The 22,740-nt window shown below is 67.6% G+C and carries 22 protein-coding genes, 2 tRNA genes and 1 riboswitch; of the genes, 10 read left to right on the top strand and 14 right to left on the bottom strand.

Features of this window, described 5'->3' with window-relative positions; translation table 11 throughout:
* Nucleotides 1-4: 4 nt before the first annotated feature.
* Together B0I32_RS12985 and def are read right to left on the bottom strand one after the other, a co-directional pair.
* Nucleotides 5-736, bottom strand: coding sequence for an SDR family NAD(P)-dependent oxidoreductase (locus tag B0I32_RS12985; protein WP_106238371.1), 732 nt, complete (start codon nt 734-736; stop codon nt 5-7).
* A 9-nt stretch (nt 737-745) separates the two neighbouring features.
* Nucleotides 746-1,231, bottom strand: coding sequence for a peptide deformylase (gene def, locus B0I32_RS12980; protein ID WP_219911774.1), 486 nt, complete (start codon nt 1,229-1,231; stop codon nt 746-748).
* Between the two features lie 96 nt (nt 1,232-1,327).
* Here def and B0I32_RS12975 point away from each other — a divergent pair, with 96 nt between their 5' ends.
* A complete protein-coding gene (locus B0I32_RS12975; RefSeq protein WP_106238366.1) occupies nt 1,328-1,795 on the top strand; it encodes a ribose-5-phosphate isomerase in 468 nt (155 codons plus the stop codon).
* Here the strand turns inward: B0I32_RS12975 and B0I32_RS57605 are convergent.
* Nucleotides 1,792-1,938 carry a hypothetical protein gene (locus B0I32_RS57605; protein ID WP_181307332.1) on the bottom strand — a complete coding sequence of 49 codons (147 nt, stop codon included), beginning with the start codon at nt 1,936-1,938 and terminating at the stop codon, nt 1,792-1,794. The genes B0I32_RS12975 and B0I32_RS57605 overlap by 4 nt on opposite strands.
* Nucleotides 1,939-1,968: 30 nt before the next feature.
* Nucleotides 1,969-3,198, bottom strand: a complete 1,230-nt coding sequence (locus tag B0I32_RS12970; RefSeq protein ID WP_106238364.1) for a GNAT family N-acetyltransferase — start codon at nt 3,196-3,198, stop codon at nt 1,969-1,971.
* A 118-nt stretch (nt 3,199-3,316) separates the two neighbouring features.
* Here B0I32_RS12970 and B0I32_RS12965 point away from each other — a divergent pair, with 118 nt between their 5' ends.
* Entirely contained in the window at nt 3,317-4,432 is a 1,116-nt protein-coding gene (locus B0I32_RS12965; RefSeq protein ID WP_181307330.1) for a PP2C family protein-serine/threonine phosphatase, read from the top strand.
* Between the two features lie 157 nt (nt 4,433-4,589).
* Here B0I32_RS12965 and B0I32_RS12960 read toward each other — a convergent pair whose 3' ends face one another.
* Nucleotides 4,590-5,186: a response regulator transcription factor gene (locus tag B0I32_RS12960; protein ID WP_106238362.1), complete on the bottom strand. Its 597-nt coding sequence runs from the start codon at nt 5,184-5,186 to the stop codon at nt 4,590-4,592.
* Between the two features lie 153 nt (nt 5,187-5,339).
* Here B0I32_RS12960 and B0I32_RS12955 point away from each other — a divergent pair, with 153 nt between their 5' ends.
* Nucleotides 5,340-6,644 carry a M50 family metallopeptidase gene (locus B0I32_RS12955; RefSeq protein ID WP_106238359.1) on the top strand — a complete coding sequence of 435 codons (1,305 nt, stop codon included), beginning with the start codon at nt 5,340-5,342 and terminating at the stop codon, nt 6,642-6,644.
* Between the two features lie 582 nt (nt 6,645-7,226).
* On the opposite strand, the gene B0I32_RS12950 is transcribed toward B0I32_RS12955, so the two are convergent.
* Nucleotides 7,227-7,520, bottom strand: coding sequence for a transposase (locus tag B0I32_RS12950; protein ID WP_106238357.1), 294 nt, complete (start codon nt 7,518-7,520; stop codon nt 7,227-7,229).
* 687 nt (nt 7,521-8,207) lie between these two features.
* Between B0I32_RS12950 and B0I32_RS12945 the strand changes: the two genes are divergently transcribed.
* The 4 genes from B0I32_RS12945 to B0I32_RS12930 all read left to right on the top strand — a co-directional run bounded on the left by B0I32_RS12945 (nt 8,208) and on the right by B0I32_RS12930 (nt 13,923).
* Nucleotides 8,208-8,462 (top strand): helix-turn-helix transcriptional regulator, encoded by a 255-nt coding sequence (locus B0I32_RS12945; RefSeq protein WP_219911773.1) that lies wholly within the window; start codon nt 8,208-8,210, stop codon nt 8,460-8,462.
* Between the two features lie 698 nt (nt 8,463-9,160).
* Nucleotides 9,161-9,853 (top strand): hypothetical protein, encoded by a 693-nt coding sequence (locus B0I32_RS12940; protein ID WP_219911772.1) that lies wholly within the window; start codon nt 9,161-9,163, stop codon nt 9,851-9,853.
* Nucleotides 9,846-11,819 (top strand): coiled-coil domain-containing protein, encoded by a 1,974-nt coding sequence (locus B0I32_RS12935; protein ID WP_146178140.1) that lies wholly within the window; start codon nt 9,846-9,848, stop codon nt 11,817-11,819. The genes B0I32_RS12940 and B0I32_RS12935 overlap by 8 nt, the downstream gene beginning before the upstream one ends.
* Nucleotides 11,820-11,850: 31 nt before the next feature.
* A complete protein-coding gene (locus B0I32_RS12930) occupies nt 11,851-13,923 on the top strand; it encodes a hypothetical protein (protein ID WP_106238353.1) in 2,073 nt (690 codons plus the stop codon).
* A 514-nt stretch (nt 13,924-14,437) separates the two neighbouring features.
* On the opposite strand, the gene B0I32_RS56420 is transcribed toward B0I32_RS12930, so the two are convergent.
* From B0I32_RS56420 to B0I32_RS12905, 6 genes are all read right to left on the bottom strand, one after another.
* Nucleotides 14,438-15,598, bottom strand: coding sequence for a hypothetical protein (locus B0I32_RS56420; protein ID WP_146178139.1), 1,161 nt, complete (start codon nt 15,596-15,598; stop codon nt 14,438-14,440).
* A 605-nt stretch (nt 15,599-16,203) separates the two neighbouring features.
* Nucleotides 16,204-16,542: a helix-turn-helix domain-containing protein gene (locus tag B0I32_RS12925; protein WP_106238350.1), complete on the bottom strand. Its 339-nt coding sequence runs from the start codon at nt 16,540-16,542 to the stop codon at nt 16,204-16,206.
* The gene (locus B0I32_RS12920; protein WP_245955793.1) at nt 16,542-17,486 is read right to left on the bottom strand and encodes a tyrosine-type recombinase/integrase; all 945 of its coding nucleotides are present in this window, start codon (nt 17,484-17,486) and stop codon (nt 16,542-16,544) included. The genes B0I32_RS12925 and B0I32_RS12920 overlap by 1 nt, the downstream gene beginning before the upstream one ends.
* A gap of 358 nt (nt 17,487-17,844) precedes the next feature.
* Entirely contained in the window at nt 17,845-18,801 is a 957-nt protein-coding gene (locus B0I32_RS12915) for a coiled-coil domain-containing protein (RefSeq protein WP_106238348.1), read from the bottom strand.
* A gap of 5 nt (nt 18,802-18,806) precedes the next feature.
* A riboswitch (cyclic di-AMP (ydaO/yuaA leader) is annotated at nt 18,807-18,948 on the bottom strand.
* Nucleotides 18,949-19,016: 68 nt separating this feature from the next.
* Nucleotides 19,017-20,096 carry a galactose-1-phosphate uridylyltransferase gene (gene galT, locus B0I32_RS12910; RefSeq protein WP_106238345.1) on the bottom strand — a complete coding sequence of 360 codons (1,080 nt, stop codon included), beginning with the start codon at nt 20,094-20,096 and terminating at the stop codon, nt 19,017-19,019.
* A complete protein-coding gene (locus tag B0I32_RS12905; protein WP_106238343.1) occupies nt 20,093-20,872 on the bottom strand; it encodes a DeoR/GlpR family DNA-binding transcription regulator in 780 nt (259 codons plus the stop codon). Before B0I32_RS12905 ends, galT begins: the two co-directional genes overlap by 4 nt.
* Before the next feature lie 156 nt (nt 20,873-21,028).
* Between B0I32_RS12905 and B0I32_RS61645 the strand changes: the two genes are divergently transcribed.
* Nucleotides 21,029-21,106 (top strand): 50S ribosomal protein bL37, encoded by a 78-nt coding sequence (locus tag B0I32_RS61645; protein ID WP_371252575.1) that lies wholly within the window; start codon nt 21,029-21,031, stop codon nt 21,104-21,106.
* Nucleotides 21,107-21,169: 63 nt separating this feature from the next.
* On the opposite strand, the gene B0I32_RS12895 is transcribed toward B0I32_RS61645, so the two are convergent.
* Nucleotides 21,170-21,811: a nucleoside/nucleotide kinase family protein gene (locus tag B0I32_RS12895; RefSeq protein WP_106238338.1), complete on the bottom strand. Its 642-nt coding sequence runs from the start codon at nt 21,809-21,811 to the stop codon at nt 21,170-21,172.
* A gap of 68 nt (nt 21,812-21,879) precedes the next feature.
* Between B0I32_RS12895 and B0I32_RS12890 the strand changes: the two genes are divergently transcribed.
* Entirely contained in the window at nt 21,880-22,386 is a 507-nt protein-coding gene (locus B0I32_RS12890) for a DUF5946 family protein (protein ID WP_106238336.1), read from the top strand.
* Between the two features lie 21 nt (nt 22,387-22,407).
* On the opposite strand, the gene B0I32_RS12885 is transcribed toward B0I32_RS12890, so the two are convergent.
* A tRNA-Gly gene (locus B0I32_RS12885) sits at nt 22,408-22,478 on the bottom strand.
* A gap of 89 nt (nt 22,479-22,567) precedes the next feature.
* On the opposite strand from B0I32_RS12885, the gene B0I32_RS12880 reads away from it, so the two are divergent.
* Nucleotides 22,568-22,644 (top strand) — tRNA-Pro (locus B0I32_RS12880).
* The last annotated feature ends 96 nt before the right edge of the window (nt 22,645-22,740 follow it).

Here is a 22,740-nt window from a genome sequence, read left to right as displayed (position 1 = left end):
CTGGTCAGATGTACAGCCCGCCGGTGGCCAGCACGTTCTGCCCGGTCACCCACCGCCCGTCGGGACCGGCGAGGAACGCGACCACCGCGGCGATGTCGTCGGGCCGGCCGAGCCGCCCCAGCGCCGTGTAGGCCGGCGTCGTCTCCAGCGCCTCGGGCGGGTTGGCGGCCCTCAGCATGTCGGTGTCGGTGGCGCCGGAGGAGACCACGTTGACCGTGATGCCCCGCCCGCCCAGCTCCCGCGACGCGACCTTGCTGAACTGCTCCACCGCCCCCTTGCTGCCGCAGTAGAGCGCCAGGGCCGGCGCGGGGATCCGCGTGTTGAGCGAGGAGATGTTGATGATGCGCCCGCCGTCGCGCATCACCCGCGCCGCCCACTGGATGGCCAGGAAGACGGAACGGGCGTTGACCGCGAAGACCCGCTCGTAGTCGTCGTCCGTGATCGCGTCGAAGGTCTTCTGCCCTTCGACGGTGGCGGCGTTGTTGACCACGATGTCGATCCCGGGCAGCCGCGCCTGCGCCTCGGCGAACAGCCGATCGAGGTCCTGCCTGCTGCCGAGGTCGGCCCGCACGGCGTGCGCGCCCGTCGCCGCGGCGACCCGCTCGGCCGCCTGCGCCGCGTGCTGGTAACAGAAGACCACGTCCGCGCCGTCGCCGGTCAGCCGCTCCACGACGGCCTTGCCGATACCCCTGGAACCGCCGGTGACCAACGCGCCCTTGCCGGAGAGTACGCTCACCCGGCCACGTTATGCCCGCAGCAGGATGGTACGGGCCTCGTTTCGCGGCAGGCGATCGACGAACAGCCTGCCGTCGAGGTGGTCGGTCTCGTGCTGGAAGCAGCGCGCGAGCGAGCCGCGGGCCTTGACGCGCACGGGACGCTGCAACCGGTCCAGCCCCTCGACCGTCACGCCCGCCGGCCGCGCCACGGGCGCGTAGATCGGCCGGCCCGTCCCGCGGTCGGGCACCGACAGGCAGCCCTCCTGGTCGGGCACCTCCTCGGGGTCGTCGACGGTCAGCACCGGGTTGACCAGGTGCCCCTTGCGTCCCGTGATGTCGTAGACGAACAGCCGCCGGGAGACGCCGATCTGCGGGCCGGCCAGGCCGACGCCGTCGGCCGCGTACATGACCTGGAACATCTCGTCGATCAGCCGGCGCAGCTCGCGGTCGAAGTCCGTCACCGGCTCGGCGGGCGTGCGCAGGACCGGGTCGCCGACGACACGGATCTCTCGCATGAATCTCTGCTTTCGCTTGCGTAAGGACTCGACAAGGTTAGCGGTCCTTACTCCTGTCGGCGAGCCCGATCCGCGGCGCTGTGGAAGACTGGACGGGTGCGTGTCTACATCGGTGCCGACCATGCCGGCTATGAGCTCAAGAACCACCTCGTGTCCTGGCTGAAGGATCACGGGCACGAGGTGACCGACTGCGGTCCCTTCGTCTACGACGCCGAGGACGACTATCCGGCGTTCATCCTGCGCGCGGCCGAGGGCGTCGCCGGCGACCCCGGCAGCCTGGGGGTGGTCATCGGCGGGTCGGGCAACGGCGAGCAGATCGGCGCCAACAAGGTGCGCGGCATCCGCGCGGCCCTGGCCTGGAGCGAGGAGACGGCCCAGCTGGCGCGTGAGCACAACAACGCCAACGTCGTCAGCGTCGGCGCGCGCATGCACTCCACCGAGGACGCCACCCGGTTCGTGGAGGTCTTCCTGGCCACGTCGTTCTCCGGCAGCGAGCGGCACAGCAGGCGCATCGCGCAGCTGGCCGCCTACGAGACGATCGGCCAGCTGCCCTCGCTTCCCTAGCCCTTGCGCTTGGGGTCGCGCCTGGGCATCTCGTCGCGCAGGGGCCGCCGGTCGGCGGCCTCCTGCTGCTCCTTCGACGGCTTGGAGACATCGCGGGCACGCATGGCCACGACGGCCGTGATCTGCAGGCTTTGCAACGCCATGCCGTCGAGCCTACGTCACGGACCGCGACGTCAGAAGGTCATGCCCGCCCAGGGTTTCGGGCTCCACGCCATGGCGGTGGCGAGCCCGCGGACGGCGCCGACGGTGTGCTCGCGCAGCAGCCCCGCGTCGAGCTGCTGGCCGAGCAGGCCGTCGCCGAGGTAGGCCGACCCCAGCGCGACCACCGGCAGCGTCACGTCCGGCTGGTCCTCGACCGGCACGCACTCCGCGCCGGAAGAGCCGGCGGTGAGGCGCCAGCGCCGGGCGTTCCACGGGCACGTCTCGTCCTCGACCTCGATCACCAGGTCGACGGGCGCGCTGTACGACCGCGCGGACAGCGCCCTGCCGACCTCGACCAGGCGGACGTAGAGCTCGTCCGCCCAGCTCGCGCGCAGCTGCCGGGAGTCGGCCAGCAGCGCGATGAGCGGGTCGTCCACCGGCCTGCCACCGGACTGCACCTTGGAGACCAGGTCGCGGTCCAGCACGCTGCGCCACAGCAGGGCGTAGGCGGCCGGGTCGGTCGCCTCCAGCTCCTGCAGCTTCACGGTCCCGTTCGGGATGCCGTTGTCGTCCCAGGAGGACTTGATCCGGAACAGCGCGTAGCCGCGCACGCCCCGGTCGTCCTCGGCCAGGATCGAGCGCCACGGCCCCGCGCCGTGCTGGTCGGCCTCCTCGTCGGCCAGGAGGCCGTTCCAGAAGTGGGCGTTGCGCTCGTAACGGCCGGGGCGGCGGGGGACGACGGAGGCGAACAGCTTCTCCAGCTCGGCCCGTTCGTCGGCGGGCTTGACCACCCTGAGCCGGAGCGACGGGTCGGAAGGAGCGCCGGGGACGAACGCCGAGCGCCGCGTGTCGATCTGGAAGGACAGCTCGCTGGAGGCCCGGCCGTAGCCGTACCTGCCGTAGATGAGGGCCTCGGAGGCGTAGAGGGCGGCCACGGACTCGCCGCGCTCACGGATGTCGTCGAGCTGCCTGCGCATCATCGCGGACAGGACGCCGCGGCGGCGATGCGAGGGAAGCACGCTGACCGCGGTCACCCCCGCCACGGGGAGCTGCCCGCCGGGAACGGTCATCGGGAGGCTGTAGATGCCGGTGACACCGACGATCTGATCGCCGTCGAAGACGGCCAGCGTACGGTCGAACTCGGTCTCGGTCTTCCACCGCTCAGCCTGCGTGGGGTGTGGCGTCCAGCCGAACCCCTCCTCGAGCACCCGCGTGTAGGCCGGCCACTCTGATTCATCAATCGGACGGATCGGATACGTCATCCGTCCAAGGTAGGAGCGGGCAAAGGGGGACGGCCACCCAATATCCGTGCTTAATGATCAAGGCGTTGGTCAAGTGGGCTGCCCAAACAGGGGTCAGACCGATACAGTCAGGCGCATCATGAGTTCCCGACCAGCGCCGCTGATCCCGCCACGGGTCCGTGCGGCCCTGATACGGGTGCCCTTCCTGGTGCCTGTCGTCCGGTTCGTCCGGAGGGTGCTGCTGGCCCGCGACCGCAACCTGCTCATCACCCTGATCGTGCTCGCGCTCGTCATCGGGTTCCTCGCGGCCGAGGTGTCGACCGAGTGGTTCTCGCCCGCCCTGCTCATCCTGGTCACGCTGATCGGCGGGCTCCAGCTCCGGCTGGGCAGCCTGGTCAAGCTGCTCGTCGGAGTAGGGGTGGCGCTCGGCTACATCGCGGTCAACCTGGGCGCGGGCCGGGTCGGGCTGGGGCTCACCGTGACGATCGTGTTCACCACCGTGCTCGCCGTGCTGATGGCCCGCACCAGGGGCAAGCTGGGCGTGCAGGGGTTGCGCGGCGACGCGATGCTGCTGGAGCTGCGCGACCGGCTCAGGAGCCAGGGCGAGCTGCCCCCGCTGCCGAAGGACTGGGGCGGCAAGGTCGTGCTCAAGCAGGCGGGCGGCTCGTCGTTCGGCGGCGACTTCCTGGTCTCCATGCGCGACGGCGACTCGGTCGAGATCGCCCTGGTCGACGTCTCCGGCAAGGGTGTCGACGCGGGCACCAGGGCGCTGCTGCTGTCCGGCACGTTCGGCGGGCTGCTCGGCTCGGTGACGGACTTCCTGCCCGCGTGCAACGCGTACCTGCACCGGCAGCGCGGCGACGAGGGTTTCGTGACCGCGGTGCACGTACGCCTCGACCTCGACACCGGCGACTACACGATCACCTCGGCCGGTCATCCGCCGGTGGTCAAGTTCGACGCGGGCACGGGCAACTGGCAGGTCGCCACGGCCAAGGGCGTGGTGCTCGGCGTGGTGCCCGACCTGCACTGCGAGCCCGACAGCGGCACCCTGCGCCGGGGCGACGCGCTGCTGCTCTACACCGACGGGCTGATCGAGCAGCCGGGGCGCGACATCGACGCCGGGCTCGACCGGCTGCTCGGCGAGGCCGAGCGGCTGCTGCCCTCGGGGTTCCGCGACGGCGCCAGGGCGCTGGTCAACGCCATGGCCTCGGGGCACAACGACGACTGCGCGCTGGTGCTCATCTGGCGTCCTTGAGCCGCTCCGACCCGTGACCTTTTACACGGTGCGGTCGTGACGGCCTGCACTGGCAGCGGGTGCGTACGGCTGACAGGCTCTACGTGTTCGGGTCCCGGCGGAGCGGCGCGGCTCCACCGGGTCCCGCACAGGCCCGAGCCCATCCGTCGTCCGCCGCCTACAGCCAGCCGGAGTCGCTGGCGATGCGCACCGCGTCCAGCCGGTTGCGCGCTCCCGTCTTGCACATGATGCGGGACAGATGATTGCGTACGGTCCCCACCGACAGGAACAGCTCGTCGGCGATCTCCGTCGAGCGCGCCCCGCCCGCAGCGGCCCGCAGCACGTCGAGCTCCCGCCGGGTCAGCGGGTTGGTCGCGCACTGCAGCGCGGCCACGGCGAGCTCGGCCTCGATGGCCCGCTGCCCGGCCGCGACCTGCCGGATGCCGTCGGCCAGCCGCTCGGGCGGCACGCACAGGCTCATGAACCCCAGCGCGGCGCCGGCCAGGGCCTCGCGCACCTGCGCGGGGTTGGGCGCGGCGGAAAGGAGCAGCACCCGGCACCTCGGCACGTGCGCGGCCAGCAGCCCCGCCGCGGGCTCCCCGGGCAGGTCGAGATCGACCACGGCCACGTCGGCCTCGGCGTCCCGCGCCGCGCTCACCACCTCCCGGGCGTGCCCGGCCTCGGCGACGACCCGCAGCCCTGGTTCGGCCGCCAGGGTGACGAGCAGGCCACGGCGCACCAAGGGCAGGTGCTCGGCGATCAGTATGCGGATCAAGACGTCCCCCTCCGTCGTTATCTCAGCGTGATCGCTTGATCGCGGACTGTCAATGCCCGTCGGAACCGGTAAGCCGTACGGTGTGGCGAGTTCGACTACTCTGGGGTGGTCGGACCCTTCGTCTGTCCTGTCGTCTGCCGGGAGCACACCTCGATGAACTGGCTCTACGTCGTGGGGATCATCCTCTTCCTCCTCGGGCTGATGGTCTCCATTGCGCTGCACGAGCTCGGCCACCTGGTGCCGGCCAAGATCTTCGGCGTCAGGGTGACCCAGTACATGGTGGGTTTCGGCTCCACGGCGTGGTCACGGCGCAAGGGCGAGACCGAATACGGCATCAAGTGGATCCCCTTCGGCGGCTACATCCGCATGATCGGCATGCTGCCGCCGCGCCCCGGCGACGAGCCGGGCAAGCTCAGGAGCACCGCCACGGGCCCGTGGCAGGGCCTGATCGAGTCGGCCCGCGACGCCGCCCAGGAAGAGGTGCGGCCGGGCGACGAGGACCGCGTCTTCTACCGCAAGAAGTGGTGGCAGAAGGTCATCATCATGTCCGGCGGCCCGGCGATGAACTTCGTGCTCGCGTTCGTCTTCTTCAGCATCCTGCTGGTCGGCATCGGCCTGCCCGCCTGGGCCCCGATCGTCTCGCCCGAGACCCACACCTGCGTGATCCCGATCTCCGAGCAGCGCGCCCAGTGCGCGCCCACCGACCAGCTGACGCCCGCCGCCCAGGCCGGCATGAAGCCCGGTGACCACCTGGTCTCCTTCGACGGCCAGAAGATCGGCTCCTGGGACGACGCCACCCGCCTGATCCGCTCCCACGGCGCCGGCCCGGTCAAGCTCGGCATCGAGCGCGACGGCAAGCCGATGACGCTCGACGTCACGCTCATCGCCCAGGACCGGCCCAACCTCGAAGACCCCGAGAAGATCGACAAGAACGTCGGCTTCCTCGGCGTGCTGCCCACCGAGGTCATGGAGAAGCAGAGCCTCGGCCAGGTCGTCGGCTACATGGGCGAGCTGACCGCCCGGGTGGCCGGCTCGCTGCTCAACCTGCCGGAGAAGATGGTCGGCGTCTGGCACGCGGCCTTCTCCGGCGACGAGCGCGACCCCGAGGGCCCGGTCGGCGTGGTCGGCGCGGGCCGCATGGGCGGCGAGATCCTCGCCTCCGACCTGTCCACCGAGAAGAAGATCGCCATCTTCGTCAACCTGCTGGCCGGCTTCAACCTGGCGATCGGCATGTTCAACCTCATCCCGCTGCTGCCGCTGGACGGCGGTCACGTCGCCGGGGGCCTGTGGGAGGGCATCAAGCGGGCGTACGCCAGGGTGATGAAGCGACCGGAGCCGGCCTACGTCGACATCGCCAAGGTGCTGCCGCTGACGTACGCGCTCGCGATCGTGATGATGATCATGGCGGGCCTGCTCGTCTACGCCGACCTGGTCAACCCCCTCACGCTGACGAACTGACGCCTGCAACGCCGACGGGGTCCGTGCCATACCCGGCCGGGCCCCGTCGGCGTTCCCGCGTAGTGGCGGAGAGTCTTTTTCAACTCGTGGGTATTCGTGAGGCTGGGCGCAGTAGTTGGCCAGGCTGAGCACGTAGTTGGCCAAGATGCTGACTGAGGTCGTGATAGACGGAACCGAGATCGCCGCACCTTGGCGCCATCAACGCCCACGGATGCCGAACGCGCTATCCCTGCGGCCAGCAGTTCGGAGCCTGTGCAGGATCTGGGGTTCCAGACAGTGCCTGATGCTGCCTCCTAGCGCCACCCGGTGGCACCGAGAAAGTTGGCGGTCAAGCCCACTGGAACAGGTCACGACAGTCTGGTGGTTTCCCCTATCCTGACGCAGCACGGATGGGGCCCAGCGTCCGTGATGCGAGGTTGGCGCTCGTGCGGTACAGACTGGGTTAGGACCTACACCGTGCCGTCCCCTCTGTGGGAGGCAAACCTCGATCCTGCGCAAGGAGTTCGAGCCGGTCGCCACGTCGCTAGCGCGTCTATCACAACCCTCTACGGCGCGTAACCTGCCTAACTGACTGCAGCTGCGTCATCCAATCTCGGCCACGAAGATGGCGGCTGCCTTCTTCAAGAACATCAACTTCTCGCGCAACTCGAGGTTCTCCCGCTCCAGCTCCCGGATCCGGGCCCGCTCCGGCCCCGATACCGGCTGCTGCTGGTTCTGCGTGATCGCGATCCGATATCGGCTCACCCAGCTGCCCAGGGTGCTGGCGTTAATCTCGAACTCGCGCGCCACTGACGCGACCGTCCGATCGCGCCCCAGGACCATGCGGATGGCCTCTTCCTTGAACTCCGGCGAGAACTGCCTGCGACGCCTCGTCACGTATCTACCTCTTCCGGACGTCGGTCAGCGTAAGTGGACGATTGGCCGGAGCCTGCTGAGTGCCTTAGCGAAGCGAGCCTGATGCACGGCTTGGTGCCGATGCGATAGGCGATGGCCGTGGCGCAGCGCTTTCTCTTCAGGAGAGTCCCAGCGTCCTGGGCGACGAGGTCGGGATTGTCGTGGCCGGCGGCCTTCACGTTCTGCCCGGTTCTCGGATCGACGGGCGTTCGCGCCAGTTCCCTGTTCAGGCATACTTCGGCGGGATCGGCATCGGTACTGGGAGGCGGGGAGCTGACCGCTCGGACGCGCAGCAAGCTGTTACTCCCGGATGGGGCCAGCGGGAGTCGGATTTTCGCGAGGGAGGTGGCGTGGGCAGCATTGCGCAGCATGTTGCCCGCCCCGTGTTCATGGAGTTCCCGGGACAGCCCAGCGTGCTGGGAGATCCGCCAGGCGGGGGAGAATCCGCCGTGGCGGTTGCGATGGGGAGGGGTGGGGATGTGGGCCTGGAGGGGGTGGGCCTGGCAGAAGCGGATCATGCCTCTCTCTCCAAGAAGGGGCGGCGGGAACGGCTGCACGCTGGGCGTGGCTGCATGCTTGCACGTCACGGCAGTTAAGCCGGGACTGCTGCAATCATTTGTACCAACGTTGGTACAGACCTTTGAGGATCATGCCCGTCACCGTGGGTGAGTGCCAGATCCGATCACGCCACGCCTCGCTGAGCTGCGCAGACAGTTCGGGTCGCGGCTGCGTGAGCTGCGCGAAGGGCACGGGCTAACTCAGGAGCAACTCGGTGAGTTGGCCGACGTCGATCGCAAGACGATCAACCGGATCGAGAACGGCATGTACAGCCCACATCTGGATAAGGTGTTCCAAATCGCCGATGCATTGCGTGTTCCTGCTCGTGAGCTGTTCGAGTGGGCCGACCTGCCAGGTCGCCGCTGAACATGCCGCTTCGCATCCCATGGGTGCCGCATTATGGCCGCGTTTGGCGCATGCCCTCTACGGGCCGGAAATACCGGCGCGATAGTTTCAGGCGCGTGCGTGACGCCCGGGTCGCCGCGTGATGGAGCGGGCCGGTTGTGGTGCGGGTGTCTGAGCAGGACCAGGGCCGCGACGAATTCCTCGATTTCTCCCCGGGGGTGCGCCTCCTGGTGGCCGTCGTCATGGCTCACAGCCAGGATGCGCCGACAGAATCGCACGTTCAATAAGAGTTCGTGCGAGAGGGCCATGGCGTGGAAGTCTCCGTTCGGCATCGTCTGCTTTGGGCTGGTCTTGAGCGGTGAACTCGCCCGCGGCGCTTGCCTCATGGCCAAGTAGGAGTGCGATCCAGTCGGCGCTGCGGTCGTGATGATCGCACTCGTGGCCGCTGCCTCACCCTGTGGCGGCACGTCTCGCGGCAGCATCGCGTGGACACAGACGCCTGCAGGAGCCGATGGGCGTGGCTGTGATACTGATGGGAATGGTGCCTGGCGGCCGCAAAGCTTTTGTATGGGCGGCTGGAGAGTCCACGGCTTGTGTATGGAGGTGATTCATGATCACCATCCGTCATACCCCTAATAACATTTCGATCTCAAATTTCGAAACTTATAAGTTCTTGTTCGGCGGTGTTAAATGCCGCCATTCGCTATTATTCTTGGCCGGTGGACCAGGCACTTTCGAATCCGAACATCGACAGTCCAGTGACCAGCCGGGAGCAGGATGCGGTGCGCATCCTGCTGCTCATCGATGGTGCTTGTGAGGACGTCAGCGATGCCGACCGGGCCCTGCCTGGGCTTGCCGAGGCTGTGGGCGTGGTTCGAACGCAGGTGCGGCTACAGAAGCTGGACTTCTGGCTGCGCAATCCCGACTATCTCGCGGACGAGCTTCTGACGGAGTATGAGAAGAGCGGCGAAGAGCCTCTTCTCGAGCTGGCGGGGAGCATCTTGGACTCTGAAGAGCCGGAAGTGCGGCGGTATCCGATGCTGCGCCATCACTTCGGTGCCTATGAGCCTCTGGATGACGCTCTGGCGGTGCTGCGCAGCGCGGCACTGGTGGGAAGGCGGAGGCGCGGCACGGTCAACCGGGTCCGCCAGCATGACTACTTCCTGCTGGCGGCCGGCAGGGAAGTGGCCCGACAAGTGATCTACGAGGCGCCTGTCTTTCAGTACTACGTCGAGCGAACACGTCTTGTCCTCGCTCTGGCCGACGGGCTGGGGGGCAGCCAGCTCAAGCAGCGGCAGTATCTGCAACGGGAGTACGCCGAGGCGACCCGGGGAGAGCGGATTGCGTCGGTTACTGCCCGGGCCCGCGCACGTCTCGAGAAGCTGCGAGCCCAGGCGGTGACTCATGACTGAGAACGGCATGCCTCTGGAGAGCCGGATCTCTGAGCGGATCGGCGTGCCAGCGGAGGATGTCCGCAGCGTGTTCGACGACTACGGCGTTCCCCTCGCGACACCGCCTGCCAGACCCCGCACGCTCAGGTTGCACCGGCTGCGACTGTCGGGGGTGCGTACGGGCTCGGTTTACCCGGGCAAGTTCGATACCCCGCTGCGCTTCTCCGAAGGCTTGACGGGTCTGGTCGCGGCCAACCTCCGAGGCAAGACCAGTGTCCTGGAGCTGATCACCTGGTGCCTGCGCGGCTCGCCGCGGGAGTCGATCGGCGTACGGCACTGGCTGCACGAGATTGATCTGGACGTCGAAGTGGCCGGGCAGCCCATGGGCTTCCGGCTGAACCTGACCAACGAGAAGATCACCTCAGCGGTGGTGCTGACCGGTCCCGATATCCAAACCCTGGAAACGGCGCGTGAACCCGACGCCGCCCGGCAGATCGTCTCCGTTCTGCGGGCATCCAGCGACGAAAGCTATGCCGAGCAGATCCAAGCCCTGATGATGGACCGGCTGGACCTGCACCCACTCGTCAACAGCTTTCAGGAGACGGGCACCCAGACCCATGGCTGGCCTGTGTACTTCGGAGCGATCTACCTGCCCGCCGGCCGGGACAAGGCCCTGCTCGGAGAAGTCCTGATGAGCGGCCTGCCCGGGCGTCTCCTCCAGGTGTTCTTGGACCTACCGTCGGCCGCAGCGCTCACCCGGGTCAAGACCACGGCCGATGTGCTGGCCGCACGCCGCAAGACGCACCTTGCTGCCGACAAGGAAGCCAGGGAGCAACGCAACCAGGAACGACAGCAGATCGAGGAGAATCTGCGGCAGGCACAACAGCGGCTCGCCCTGCTCGGTGACGGCGACGAAGGTGAGCAGGAGTCGCTGACGGATCTGGCGGCAGAGGCGGTCAGGCTCTCTCGCGCCGTGGCTGGCGCGCAGGACCTGTGGGACGAGCTGATGCAGGCGCATCGTCGCGCTCGTGCTCAACGCCAGCACGACGCCAAGCTCGTCAACGATGTCAGCGAGAGTGCCACCGCGCGCCTGCTCTTTCACGGGCTTGACCCCAAGGCGTGCCCGCGCTGCGATCAGGAGATCACCGCCGAGCGCCGCCGCGAGGAGAGCCAAGCCCACGCATGTGCCGTGTGCTCGCGGCTGGTGCCCGGTGACGACGACAACCCCGACGACGTCATCGCCGAGGCCAAGCAGCGGCTGGAGGCCAGTGCCGCTGCGGAAAGGGCCGCCAAGCAAGCGCTGGAAGCCGCCGAAGCAGAACTGACACGCCTCTCAGGTGACCTGGCCCGAGTGCAAGAGCGGCTTCGCCGGGCGGAGTTCGCGACCCAGGTCCCGGCCCGAGTCGCGGCGCGAGAGCAGGTGCTGCGGTTGGAGGGCGCGCTCAGCGTCTTTCCGGAATTGCCGCCTCTGGTCGATGACCCCGGCCAGACCAAGGCATTGAAGGTGCTCAAGACAGCGGTCAAAACCTTGGAGGAAGATCACGAAACCGCTGCGGAAACGCTCTTCTCCGACCTCAACCGCGAGATCGTCGAACTCGGCCGACGCTTCGGTATCGACTCCCTGGAGGCGGTGAGGATCGACCGCGCCGCGCGCCTGGAGGTGACCAAGGGCGGTGACCGCCCCAAGCCGTTCGGCGTCCAGAGCCCAGGTGAACGGCTACGGCTTCGCATCGCAGTCGTGATCGCCCTGTTGCGAGTGGGCGCCGCTCACCACGTCTCCACACACCCAGGGCTGCTACTCATTGACAGCCCGAAGGCGGAGGAGGTACAAGACCTCGACATTCGCAGGCTGCTGGGAGAACTGGCCAAGCTCGCCATGGACAGGCATCTGCAGGTGCTGATCACCACCAGCGACTTCGAACTGGCACATGACGTGCTGCAGCAGGGGAACATTATCGAAGCTCCCGACGGCAGACCGTTGTGGTGACGAACAATCGCGGGCAGAGCAAGGAGACGGCATGGCGCAGTTGGCAGACAGGCTGAACGCCCTGGCGGCTTCCGGGCAGACGATTACGTTTCAGGCCATTTCGTTGCCGCCCCAGGTGGTGCACGGCGAGGTGGGCGACGTCGCAGCCGGCCCCTATGCGCCCTTGCTGGCCGAGGCGATTGTGCACGCCTTTGACGCAGGCGATGCAATCTGGATCGAGAGAGCTGATCCCTTCCCCGCCGGATTCGCCGGGCAAAGGAGTCTTCTGGCGTTCTCCTCAGCGCTGGAGACCCTGCTGGGCAGCTCAGCTACCGCCCGGGGGCTTGCCCGCCAGTTGAACGAGGTCTTGCTGGACGGCCTGGCTGAGGCCATCGGCGCCATGCCATTGCTGGCCGCAGCGCGGTTGGAGGGAGCGGTCCGGCTAGCAGTGGCGGAGGCTGTCAGTCCTTACAAGGTCTGGCAAACGCTGGAAGATCTGCCCGCCGACGGACCGGAAGACTTTCTCGAACGACTGCCACGCATCCTCGGAGTTGCGCTGGATTGCTGGTCACAGCGAGAAACGGCGATCACGGCGAGCATGCGCGACATGCTGCAGCACCTGTCCGTCGACGAGGCGGCCGATGTCGACGCGCTGTTCGAACTTGGCTGTGACCGCCTGCGAGCCGCGTTGACGTCGCGTGAGTGGTCCAAGGTCACAGGCGAGATGACACAGGCTCGCCAATTCTTCGCCACTGCCGCCGCTGCAGAGGAGGGCCGCGACGATGCCGAGGTGTACGCGGCGGTGTGCGATGCCGTCTTGGGATTCGCTGCAGGCAACGCTGAACAGGTGGCCGCCGCCACCGATCAGGTGGCGCGGGCGTTAGAACGGCGGGAGGCATGGCTGCACGGCACCCACCAGCCCGTGTGGTTACAGCCACGCCGGTCTGCGGAGATTGCCTGGGGACGTCTCCTTCTCCAGCTTCGGGCAGCCTCGCAAGCCTTGCAGGCACCGGTGTGGATGGACTGCTGGCGCGCGTTGGACGCTGTGTTCGACGCCTACCGCGCGGCCCGCGCTGTCCGGCCCGTCGGCGTCAGCGAGCCTGCGAGCGGCCTGGCGACGCTGGTCGAGCCCGCGATTGAAGACGGCTTCCTGCGTGAGACAGCCTTTCTGGCGGCCCTGCGACATGCCGCCCGACAGCCGCAGGACTATCCCGGCCCTGTGTTCGACACGGAGACAGCAGCGCTGATCATCGCTAGGATCGACGCGCGGGAGACCAACAGCGATCCCGTCAAGGACCCCGCCGAGGACGATGATGAGGAGGGCGGGCAAACAGCGGTGGCTGATCGCCTCCACCGCTTCGCTCCCGTCCTCGTCCGAACGCTCGGCCTCCAGGAGGCCTTGCGGATCGGCGGAGAACTCAACGACGACGCGCTCGGCGTTCTCGAGGGCCTCGCCTACAGCAGCGATGTCGCCCGGCTTGAAGCTACGGATCCTTTGATCGTGCCGTTGCTGGACCGTTTCATTGCGGAACTGTCTGCACACCCTCGCTTCGCGGGGGATGTCCGGCACACGTTCAGCGCGCTCGTCGAGCAGACCTTGCTCTTCCTCAAGAGCCGCTCCGACCTGACCCGCACCAGCCTCTTCGGCTCCGGCAAGAGCGGCGATCGTCCCTACGATTACCGGCGGAAACCGGAAAAGGGGCAGCGCATGCCCGTCGAAGCCGACCTCCAGCGAGACTTCCATGGCTGGCTGCTGTCGGGGAAACTGCACAACATCGTCCAGGTCGAATCCACCGATGTCGGTATGGGGCGCGCCGACGTCATGGTGCACTTCGGCTCGCTGCGTTACCTCACGGAGATGAAGCAGGACAGCGACGACAACACACGCGAGCACATCGAGGAGAAATACCTCACCCAAGAAGCCGAGTACACCAACACCAACGCACCCTTCGGACAACTTCTCGTTCTGGATCTCACGGCAAAAAGCGATACCAAAGGCACCCGCAGGATCGATGAGCTTACCTGGCTCGCGTCACACCGCCCCCGTCATGCCGAGATTGATCGATGCGTGCTCGTGGGCGTCGTGACAGGCAACCGCCTTACCCCCTCCACCTACTCACAGTAAAGCCCCTTGCAGAAGGGAAGCAGGCGACCATCCCCCCATGCCTATGGACGTGACTGTTAAGCGCCAGGGGTGAGAGTTGAGATGAAGGCGATCGCCGCCGGACCGACCGAGTTTGATGATCTTGTAGCGCGAACGTCGTTGACCTATGGTCGCCCGAGCTCATGCCCTTCACCTGCATTGGCATCCAGGCCCGTAGTCGATCTCTTATATCCACTGTCGGATCGTTCGCTGGTCCAGCCCCAACTGAAAGAGGTGGAGGATGACACGGCAGGCGGGACTGATGGAACTGTCGCTGGGATCGATGCTGTCGCGATCACGCGGCTGACGACCCCCAGGCGGCAGGCGCAACGCGACTAGCTCGGTCTCCTACAGGATGGGCGCCCTATCGCGAGCCAGCCCCGGCCTTCCAACAGATCACCACCCGGATCCTAGGCGCAGTCGAGAACATCTGCGGCTCGGCACCACGGCGTCCTCGGCGCAATAAAGTCGCGGTCATGCTGGGCATTGGTGCAGGTCAGGTTGGCCTGTAACGGGCCCATCGGCCGCCGGAGATTGTCGCCCACCGGTCGACGGTTCCTGGCGCAAGGCCGAGCAGTCGTCCGATAACGGGAGGCGGGAGTTGGCGAGCGTAGTCCAGTAGGGCGCTGTTGCGATCGGGACGGGGATCGATACCAAGCTCGGTTAGGCGGCGGGACAAGCTTGTGGGATGGAGGGGATGGCCGGGGCGACGACCGGGGAATAGCCAGGTTCCGTCGTGGAGATAGCGAGCGGTGCCGTCGCTACGCGGGGTGGGGAGTTGGCTGATCAAGTCAGCGAGTGGGCCAGGGAGAACGACGTTCGTGGCACCGAGACTGAGTTCGGTGACTCTGTCACTGCGATGGTGGATGTGGCTGCGGGTGAGTCGGGCGATTCTGCTGACCTGCTGTGCGAACAGCAGGACCAAGAGGCCAGCAACCCGGTCGGCGGTCGGGAGAGTGTCTTCAGTCAGCAGGCGTCGTGCTTGCGCCCATCGGTGGTCGTCCGGGGTGAACTGGGACGGCTCGGTGTTGATCGTGACGGGGATTTCCAAGGGCGGCAGATTTCTGGTCTTGATGGCCCAAGACCAGAAACTGCGAGTGCTGTTTGCGTGCCGAGGATTGGCAAGCCAGGCGTCCAGGTCGATCTGTCGACAGGTGGCCAGGGTGCGGCCTCGGCGGCGCAGGTGGGCGAGGAAGCGAATGCTGGAGGCGAGTTCTGCACGTGCCCGGTAGGCCGCACCAGGCTGGAGTGCGGAGCCGTTGAGGTGTCGGCGGAGGCGGCGCAGCACATGGCTGCGCGCATACAGAGCAATGATCGTCCTGTCGTCAGGGTCTACAGAGTCCGCAATAGTGCGAGCGAAGGCTTCTAGCCGGACGAGGTGCTCGTCGCGGGCCGGCAGGGCATGGGCGGCGACAAGCAGCCCGCGCAGGTGATCGATGGAGCGGCTGGAGCCGTGCTGGTCCAGGGTGGCATGGGCGAGCGGAGCGCGTCCGGCGGCGATCTCCGCGAGGACGTCGTGGGCTCGGCTGCGGCCTAAGTTGGAGAGGGCGGCCTGGGCGTTGTTCGTCGCGAGAATGGCCTCGCGCAGCGGCACCAGCGTCCCTGCGATGGCCCCGTCAGGCCCCGTGAGGAGGGCGTCGATGCGATCGGCGAGCATGCAACTAAAGCACGCCGGAGCCCCACCGATGCCGGTGTGCCGACCACGGTCGCGCCGACCACAGATCGCGCAGGACACTTCGGGTGCCTGATAGCACGTAGGGCAGATGTCAGGGTTGATGTCAGTGGCTTTCAGAGCGACACGGCGGGATCGTCCGCAGACCCCACAGGGGCGATGCGGACGTGCGTAGCAGCGGGAGCAGAGGATGCGGGTGGTGTCGGTGCGGCCGCCCGGAACCACGACGGGTGGCGCCAATTCGCCGCAGTCGGAGCAGGTTACCTTGGCCTGGATTCGCGGGTAGCAGGTGACGCAGAGCGCGGGCTCACCGTGATCCGCCCTGCCGGAGTTGATGATGCGGAGCTGACCGCAACCATCACATAGGCGCTTGGGCCGGGCGGTCCGATAGCAGATTGAGCAGAGGGTCTTGTCACTCCCAGAGCGTCCTCCTGCCTTGACCGCAGGGAACCGCAGCTCACCGCATGCATCGCAGCGGTGCTTGGGCTTGTAGGCGCGATAGCAGCTGCCACAGACCTGAGCACCGTCCGGACGGCGCCCGCCGATCTGGCCGTCACGACCGCAGCCGGCGCATCGGCCTACGCGTCGGCTCATGGCTCGTCGGGCAGTATTTGGGCCCGACGAGGCCGACGGACTTCGCCCGGTGAGACGGCCGAGGCAGGCCCGGACTCCTCGGCGGTCTTGCGGCGAGCCCGCTCCACCACAACCGGCTCGAACAACTCGGCGGGACTGGCATCCAGGATGTCGCAGAGTGCAGCGAACACCTGCAGGTTGAGCCGCTCCGGGGTGCCGGTCACCAGTCTGTGGACCTGGGAAGCCGACATCTCGATGCCACGTTCGGCCAGATGCGGGGCCAAATCGGTGGTGTTGAACATGCCGCGCTGGGCCATCAACTCCCGCAGATGCCAGCGATAGCGGATCGAGCGCATTAGGTTACCTCTCCCAAGCCGGCATTGAGGACCTCACGCAGGGCATTGTTCATGAAGTCGGATCCGACGTGGGCGTAGATGGCGGTTGTCGATCCCCAGGCGTGCCCAACCTGTCGTTGTACGAAAGACGGATCGGCGCCGTCCTCGATGAGATGTGTGACGTAGGAGTGCCGCAGGCAGTGCGGATGCAGTTCCTCGTCTAGTCCGAGTGCGTCTCGATAGGTGGCGAACCGCCGCGTGATCTCCCGCCCCTGCAAGCGCCCGCCGCTGTCAGTCGGCCAGAGCAACTGCCGCTTGCCAACCGCGAAGTGTGGTCGCACCTCTTCGACGTACTCAGCCAGCGCCTCGGCTGCCCACTCCCACACAGTCAGCACGGTCCGCCGCCGCGGTGGCGACCCCTTCGTCGCCTTCCCGAACCTGACATAGCAGGCACCGTAACGCCCGAACTCCGGAGCTTTCGCATTGCGGGAGAAGTCCGCGAGGTCCAGCTGCGCAGCCTCTCGGCGCCGCAACCCCCAGGCGTAGATGACCTTGAACACAGTTGCGTCCCGGAAGGCCGGGGCCCACCCCTTTCGCCCCGCCGACCGGATTCGTACCACCTGCTCATCGGCATAGTCGAAGAAGTCCTGCAGCTCCCGCCGGCTCAGCGCTCGTACCTCTGGGCGCCCTTCATAGGGCGCGGAATGGGACGGCATGTTCTCTTCGTGGCAGATTTGCACCGGATGCGCACCGAAGTGCTCCAGGCACTGCTCTGCCCAGCCGTAACGAGCGTCGGTGATGTAGTCGCAGAACATCGCGATCTGATTCAGGTAGTTCCGGACCGTCGAGCGCGCCAGCCCGTTCGGCGTCGACAGCAGTTCCGTAGCCCAGTCCTCCACATCCCCCGGCAACCACTCCCAGGGCGAGGTCCCAGTGAACAGCGCGAAGCGGCGGACCAGGTCCACCCGCGTTCGGATCGTCGAAGCCGCCAGCAGACGGGCCCTCTGCTGTCGCTCCCATCCGGTCAGCATCCCCTCGAACAGGGTCTCAGCCGGGCGCAGAGGCACTACACCATCGGCTAGAACCAGATGAGCGGCCCCCTCCACAGCCACCCTTCTCACCGCCAACACCTCCTCGCATCAGACGCGACATACTCGCATCTGATGCGAGAAGGCGTCCGGAGAACGAGAGAAGATGCAGCTCAGAGTGTCACCGGCGATATGGCGGACCTGGCACTCCAAACGCCCAATCGCATAGCGTCTGCCAGCACAAACGCCGTCTCAACTTGTGGATATGCATCATCAGATGCAATATCCCCTACTTTCAGTTCATCGAGATGTGCACGTGGTCGTAGTGGTTCTCGGTGATGCTGCCGCGGTCGGACATCGTGCGCCAGCCCGATCCCTGGTTGATCCGCTGCTTCCAGATCACGTACTTGACGCCCAGCTTGCCCTTGTTCGCCAGCGCCCAGTCCGCGAGCCGGTCGCCGAGGGCGTTGTTGGCGGCCGACGGCATCGAGCCGCCCGTGCTCATCATGAAGTCGCAGGCCCGGCCCAGTGGGTGCTCGCCGCTGGAGCCCGCGCGGAAGCAGCCGACGGAGAACGGCAGCGCGAAGTTCTTCGCCACCTGCTCCTTCATCAGCTGGGTACGCGGGGTGATGTGCTCGGCGCCGGACGGCAACTGGGGCGCCCACGAGCCGTCGGAGTTGCGGCCCGACCCGAACGGCACCAGGTCCTTGAGCTTGTCCTCGATGTCGTCGATGAGGTCCTCGGCGTCGTCGCGCTGCTCGTCCACCGCGGCCGCGTCGGTCTTGATCTTGGTCGCCAGCGCGGCGGCCTCCTTGCTCGCCTTCACCTTGTCGTCCTTGGCCTTGGCCACGCTCTGCACGATCGCCTGCTGCTCGGCCGTCAGCTGTTCGAGCAGGGCGGCGCTGCTGCCGTTCTCGGGGGTCAGGAAGACGGGCAGCGACGGATCGGCGTTCTGGTAGCGCAGGCGGGCGATCTCGGCGACCCGCTGCTGGGCCGTGACCAGCGTCTGCTCGGCGGCGGCCACCCTGGCCTTGGCCGCCTCGGCGGCCTGCTGGGCCTTGGCCAGCTCGACGCGCTTGAGGTTGTACTTCTCGATGAGCTTGTCGACCTTGGTGTTGAGCTGTTTGAGCTGCGCCCGGAGCTTCGCCTCCGAGGGTTTGGGGGCCGCGGACGCCGGCATCGCCGGCATGACGGCGACGGCGGCGGCGGTGATCAGACCGATGGCAAGAGTCGCGGGGGACGAAGCCGCCACGTAGGTGTTCCTCTCCCTCTGCCGGCCGGGTTAGCTGACGGGTTCGGGCATGGGAGTGCGCCCTACCACCGAAGCGGATTCACCCCAGGTGCGGTTTCGGGTCCCCGGCTCCCGGGCCACGCGCCCGGGATTAGGCAAGCTACGGCTGTTGTGGCCGGTGCTTATGGGGATATTAGTGGTAGATCACGAGTCATGCGACCTTAAGCAGAAATCAATTAGTGATCTACCTGTGACCGAAGCATGCGCGCCGCCTCCTCCGGCAGCACGTCGTTGACGAAGGCGCCCATCGCCGACTCCGAGCCGGCCAGGAACTTCAGCTTGTTCGGCGCCCGCCGGATGCTGAACAGCTCCAGGTGCAGGTACGCCAGCTCCCTGTCCTGGCGTACGGGAGCCTGGTGCCAGGCCGAGATGTACGGCATCACCACGCCGAACAGCCCGTCGAAGGCCCGCAGCACCGAGGTGTAGAGAGGAGCGAACGCCGCCCGCTCCTCCTCCGTGAGCGCCGCCAGATCGGGCACCTGCCGGTGCGGATACACGTGCACCTCGAACGGCCAGCGGGCGGCGGCCGGCACGAACGCCGTCCACAGCTCGTTGGCGGCCACCACCCGCGTCCCCGCCTCCCGCTCGGCGGCCAGCACGTCGGCGAAGAGGTTGCCCGGCCCCCGATGGCGGGCAGCCGCGCCGAGTTGCAGCTTGGTCTTGGGCGTGACGTACGGGTAGGCGTAGATCTGGCCGTGCGGATGCGCGAGCGTGATGCCGATCTCCTCGCCCCGGTTCTCGAAACAGAAGACCTGCTCCACGCCTTCGATCCCGGACAGCTCGGCCGTGCGGTCGGCCCACGCCTCCATGACCAGCTCCACCTGGGCGTCGGAGAGCCGGGAGAAGGAGGAGGAGTGGTCGGAGGTGAAGCACACCACCTCACACCTCCCCACACCCGGACGGACCTCACTCAGCCCGCCCACTTCCTGATAAGTCCCGAAATTTGTGGAGAAAGAGGGAAAGCGGTTCTCGAACACCACCACGTCGTAGTCGTACGACGGGATCTCCGTCGACCGCTCGTCCGTCGACGGGCACAGCGGGCACTCGGACGCGCCGCCGGTCGGCAGGAACGTCCGCGTCTGCCGGTGCCCGGCGACCGCGATCCACTCCTCGGTCAGCGGGTCGTAGCGCAGCTCGGAGGCCACCGGCCGGGGGCCGAGCGGACGCCGGTCGATCGCGCTCCTGTCGGCGTCGTCGCGCCGGTCGAAGTAGATCAGCTCTCGGCCGTCGGCCAGGTGGGTGATGGTGCGCTTCACTGCGAGCCCTCCGCGATGATCAATTGCCCAGCCCGTTCGGCCAGGTCCGTGCGTGCGTCCTCGGGCAGCCCCGCGTCGCTGATGACCACGTGGGCCTCGCTCAGCTCGGCGATGGTGCTGATGCCGACCGTGTTCCACTTCGTGTGGTCGGCCGGGACGACCAGCCGGGTCGCCGCCGTCACCAGCTCCCTGTCGGTCTCCGACTCCAGCAGGTTGGGCGTGGTGAACCCGGCCCGCACGCTCATCCCGTGCACGCCGAGGAAGAGCGTGTCCACGTGCAGCCGCCGGATCGCCGCCACCGCGACCGGTCCCACCAGCGCGTCGGACGGCGTACGCACCCCGCCGGTCAGCACCACGGTGCGATCGGCGCGCGGGTTGCGGTGGAAGACCTCCGCGACCGGGATCGAGTTGGTGATCACGGTCAGGTCGGGCACGCCGATCAGATGGTGGGCCAGCGCCCACGTGGTCGTCCCCGCCGACAGCGCCACGGCCGTGCCGGGCCGGACGAGGCCCGCCGCCTGCCGCGCGATGGCCTCCTTCTCCTGCTGCTGGCGGGCGGACTTGGCGGTGAAGCCCGGCTCCTCGGTCGAGCCGGGGCCGAGCGCGGTCGCGCCGCCGTGCACCTTCTCCAGGAGCCCGCGTTCGGCGAGCACCTCCAGGTCCCGGCGGATCGTCATGTCGGAGACGCCGAGCTCGCGTACGAGATCGGCCACCCGGACGCCGCCGTGGCTGCGCACGCGTTCGAGAATCGCCTGCTGACGCTGCTGTGCGAGCACGCCCGCTCCTTCCAACAGATTCCACCAAATTATGACACGGAATTGTTGGGGAATGTTAGTTCTCCGGGACCACTTGCGCTGGTCAGCGCGGGGAGAGACGTTGGGAACTCATGCCCGTACCGGATCACCCGTTCTCGATCACCGGGAGGCGAGCTCATGGCCAGGCGCGCACGCAAGGGCAAGGCACGCAAGAAGAAGAAGGCGAACCACGGCAAGCGCCCTACCGCGCGATGACGGCCGGGTGGCCGCCGACCTTCCCCTTCCGAGGCGGCCACCACGGCTCTTCCCGGCCGCTGATCAGGTTCCGGCCGCGTCCCCGACCAGGACGGCCGGCCGCCGCGGATGATCGGCCCGTACGACGACGTCCGCCGTCTCCTGCGGGCGCACCTCCCGCTCGTAGCGCCGGTAGGCGGGCAGCCGCCACTTCTCGTCCTCGGGCGTGCCGCGTTCGAGCGCGCCAGGCGACAGCCACAGGTGCACGCTCACCTCGAACGCCAGCCCCCGCCCCAGCAGCAGTGTCCCGTCGACCAGGACCACCCCGCCGGGAGCCAGCTCCTCGTACGGCACCCGGTACGCCCGGTCGATCGCGCTGTCCCACAACGCCGGCAGCACCCGCCCCGACCCTCCTGGATCCAGCGGCTCCAGCACCTCCCTGCGCAGCGCCCCTATGTCCAGCCAGTCGTCGTAGAAGGCGTCGGGATCCGTCCTGCCGTACTCCAGCCGGAGCGAGGCGGGCCGCAGGAAGTCGCCGGCCGACACCCGCAGCACCGGCCGCCCGCGAAGGCGCAGCGGCGCGACCAGGTCGTCGGCGAGCGACCCGGGCCGCGCGGAGGGAGCGCCGTCCACGGCCACCCGCACCCACGAACCCGGCGGCCCGGCGGAGATCAGCTCGGCCAGTTCCTCGACGAGGGCCTCACGGGAGATCGGTCGCGCACGCATCGCCCCCAGCTTACGAGCGCACGGAAAGCCTTCGACAACGCGGCCGGGCGCCGCCTAGATTGCCCGCCATGAGTCATTGCGACTGCGGCGCGACCGCCGGCCCGCTCGGCGTCTGCGCGGACTACTACCACGAGGTGCTGTCCGAGGAGCAGCGCGACCCGGAGATGTACCGCTGGCACGCGGTCGTGGTCTGCGCCTACCTCCTGCAACATCCGCCCGGCGGCCCCGGCGCGTATCTCGACGGCCAGTACCGCCTGCTGCAGTTCTACGCCGACAAGGGCCTCGACGCCCTGACCCGCCTCCAGGCCCACCGCGTGGCCCGCAACAACCACAGAGCCCGCGCCACCGACGACCCCGGCCCGCTGGCCCCGTACGCCCCGCTTCCCGCGACCCGGCCCGCCGGCGGCTTCCGCGCCACGTTCAGCGGCCTGCCCTTCCACGACGGCAGCTTCCTCACGGACGGACACGCGGCGTACGGCGACCGGATCGACGTCATCGCCCGCGCGACCCTGGAGACCTACGGATCCCTCGCGCGCCGGGAGACGACGAAGGCCAGGCCCCCGCAATGCGGCTGACCTGGCCTTGCACAACCTGAGAGCGGACGACGGGAATCGAACCCGCGTAGCTAGTTTGGAAGACTAGGGCTCTACCATTGAGCTACGTCCGCGCGAACCGGTCGAACTCTGGTCTAGACTTCATCCGGTCGTCAGGGCAAAAGCGTACCGGAGTCGCGGACCGCATGCGCACTCGACGAGACGGGGCGTGGCGCAGCTTGGCAGCGCGCTTGCTTTGGGAGCAAGAAGTCGCAGGTTCAAATCCTGTCGCCCCGACCAATGTGATGTCGCACGACATCGGAAACCCTCGAACCTACGGGTTCGGGGGTTTCGTCGTGTTGGGGTTTGCCTGAGGTTGGTAGTCGCGGGTGGGGT

This window comes from Nonomuraea fuscirosea (assembly GCF_003001935.1).
GTDB lineage: Bacteria > Actinomycetota > Actinomycetes > Streptosporangiales > Streptosporangiaceae > Nonomuraea > Nonomuraea fuscirosea.
This window is presented reverse-complemented; position numbering and strand designations above follow the sequence as displayed.

Excerpts from the sequence above, each read along its gene's own strand:
- B0I32_RS12890 (WP_106238336.1), top strand. The coding sequence starts at position 21,880 with ATGAGTCATTGCGACTGCGGCGCGACCGCCGGCCCGCTCGGCGTCTGC.
- B0I32_RS56420 (WP_146178139.1), bottom strand. The coding sequence starts at position 15,598 with ATGCTCGCCGATCGCATCGACGCCCTCCTCACGGGGCCTGACGGGGCC.
- B0I32_RS12970 (WP_106238364.1), bottom strand. The coding sequence starts at position 3,198 with ATGACGTATCCGATCCGTCCGATTGATGAATCAGAGTGGCCGGCCTAC.
- B0I32_RS12895 (WP_106238338.1), bottom strand. The coding sequence starts at position 21,811 with ATGCGTGCGCGACCGATCTCCCGTGAGGCCCTCGTCGAGGAACTGGCC.
- def (WP_219911774.1), bottom strand. The coding sequence starts at position 1,231 with ATGCGAGAGATCCGTGTCGTCGGCGACCCGGTCCTGCGCACGCCCGCC.
- B0I32_RS12965 (WP_181307330.1), top strand. The coding sequence starts at position 3,317 with ATGAGTTCCCGACCAGCGCCGCTGATCCCGCCACGGGTCCGTGCGGCC.
- B0I32_RS12935 (WP_146178140.1), top strand. The coding sequence starts at position 9,846 with ATGACTGAGAACGGCATGCCTCTGGAGAGCCGGATCTCTGAGCGGATC.
- B0I32_RS12955 (WP_106238359.1), top strand. The coding sequence starts at position 5,340 with ATGAACTGGCTCTACGTCGTGGGGATCATCCTCTTCCTCCTCGGGCTG.
- B0I32_RS12925 (WP_106238350.1), bottom strand. The coding sequence starts at position 16,542 with ATGCGCTCGATCCGCTATCGCTGGCATCTGCGGGAGTTGATGGCCCAG.
- B0I32_RS12930 (WP_106238353.1), top strand. The coding sequence starts at position 11,851 with ATGGCGCAGTTGGCAGACAGGCTGAACGCCCTGGCGGCTTCCGGGCAG.
- B0I32_RS57605 (WP_181307332.1), bottom strand. The coding sequence starts at position 1,938 with ATGGCGTTGCAAAGCCTGCAGATCACGGCCGTCGTGGCCATGCGTGCC.
- B0I32_RS61645 (WP_371252575.1), top strand. The coding sequence starts at position 21,029 with ATGGCCAGGCGCGCACGCAAGGGCAAGGCACGCAAGAAGAAGAAGGCG.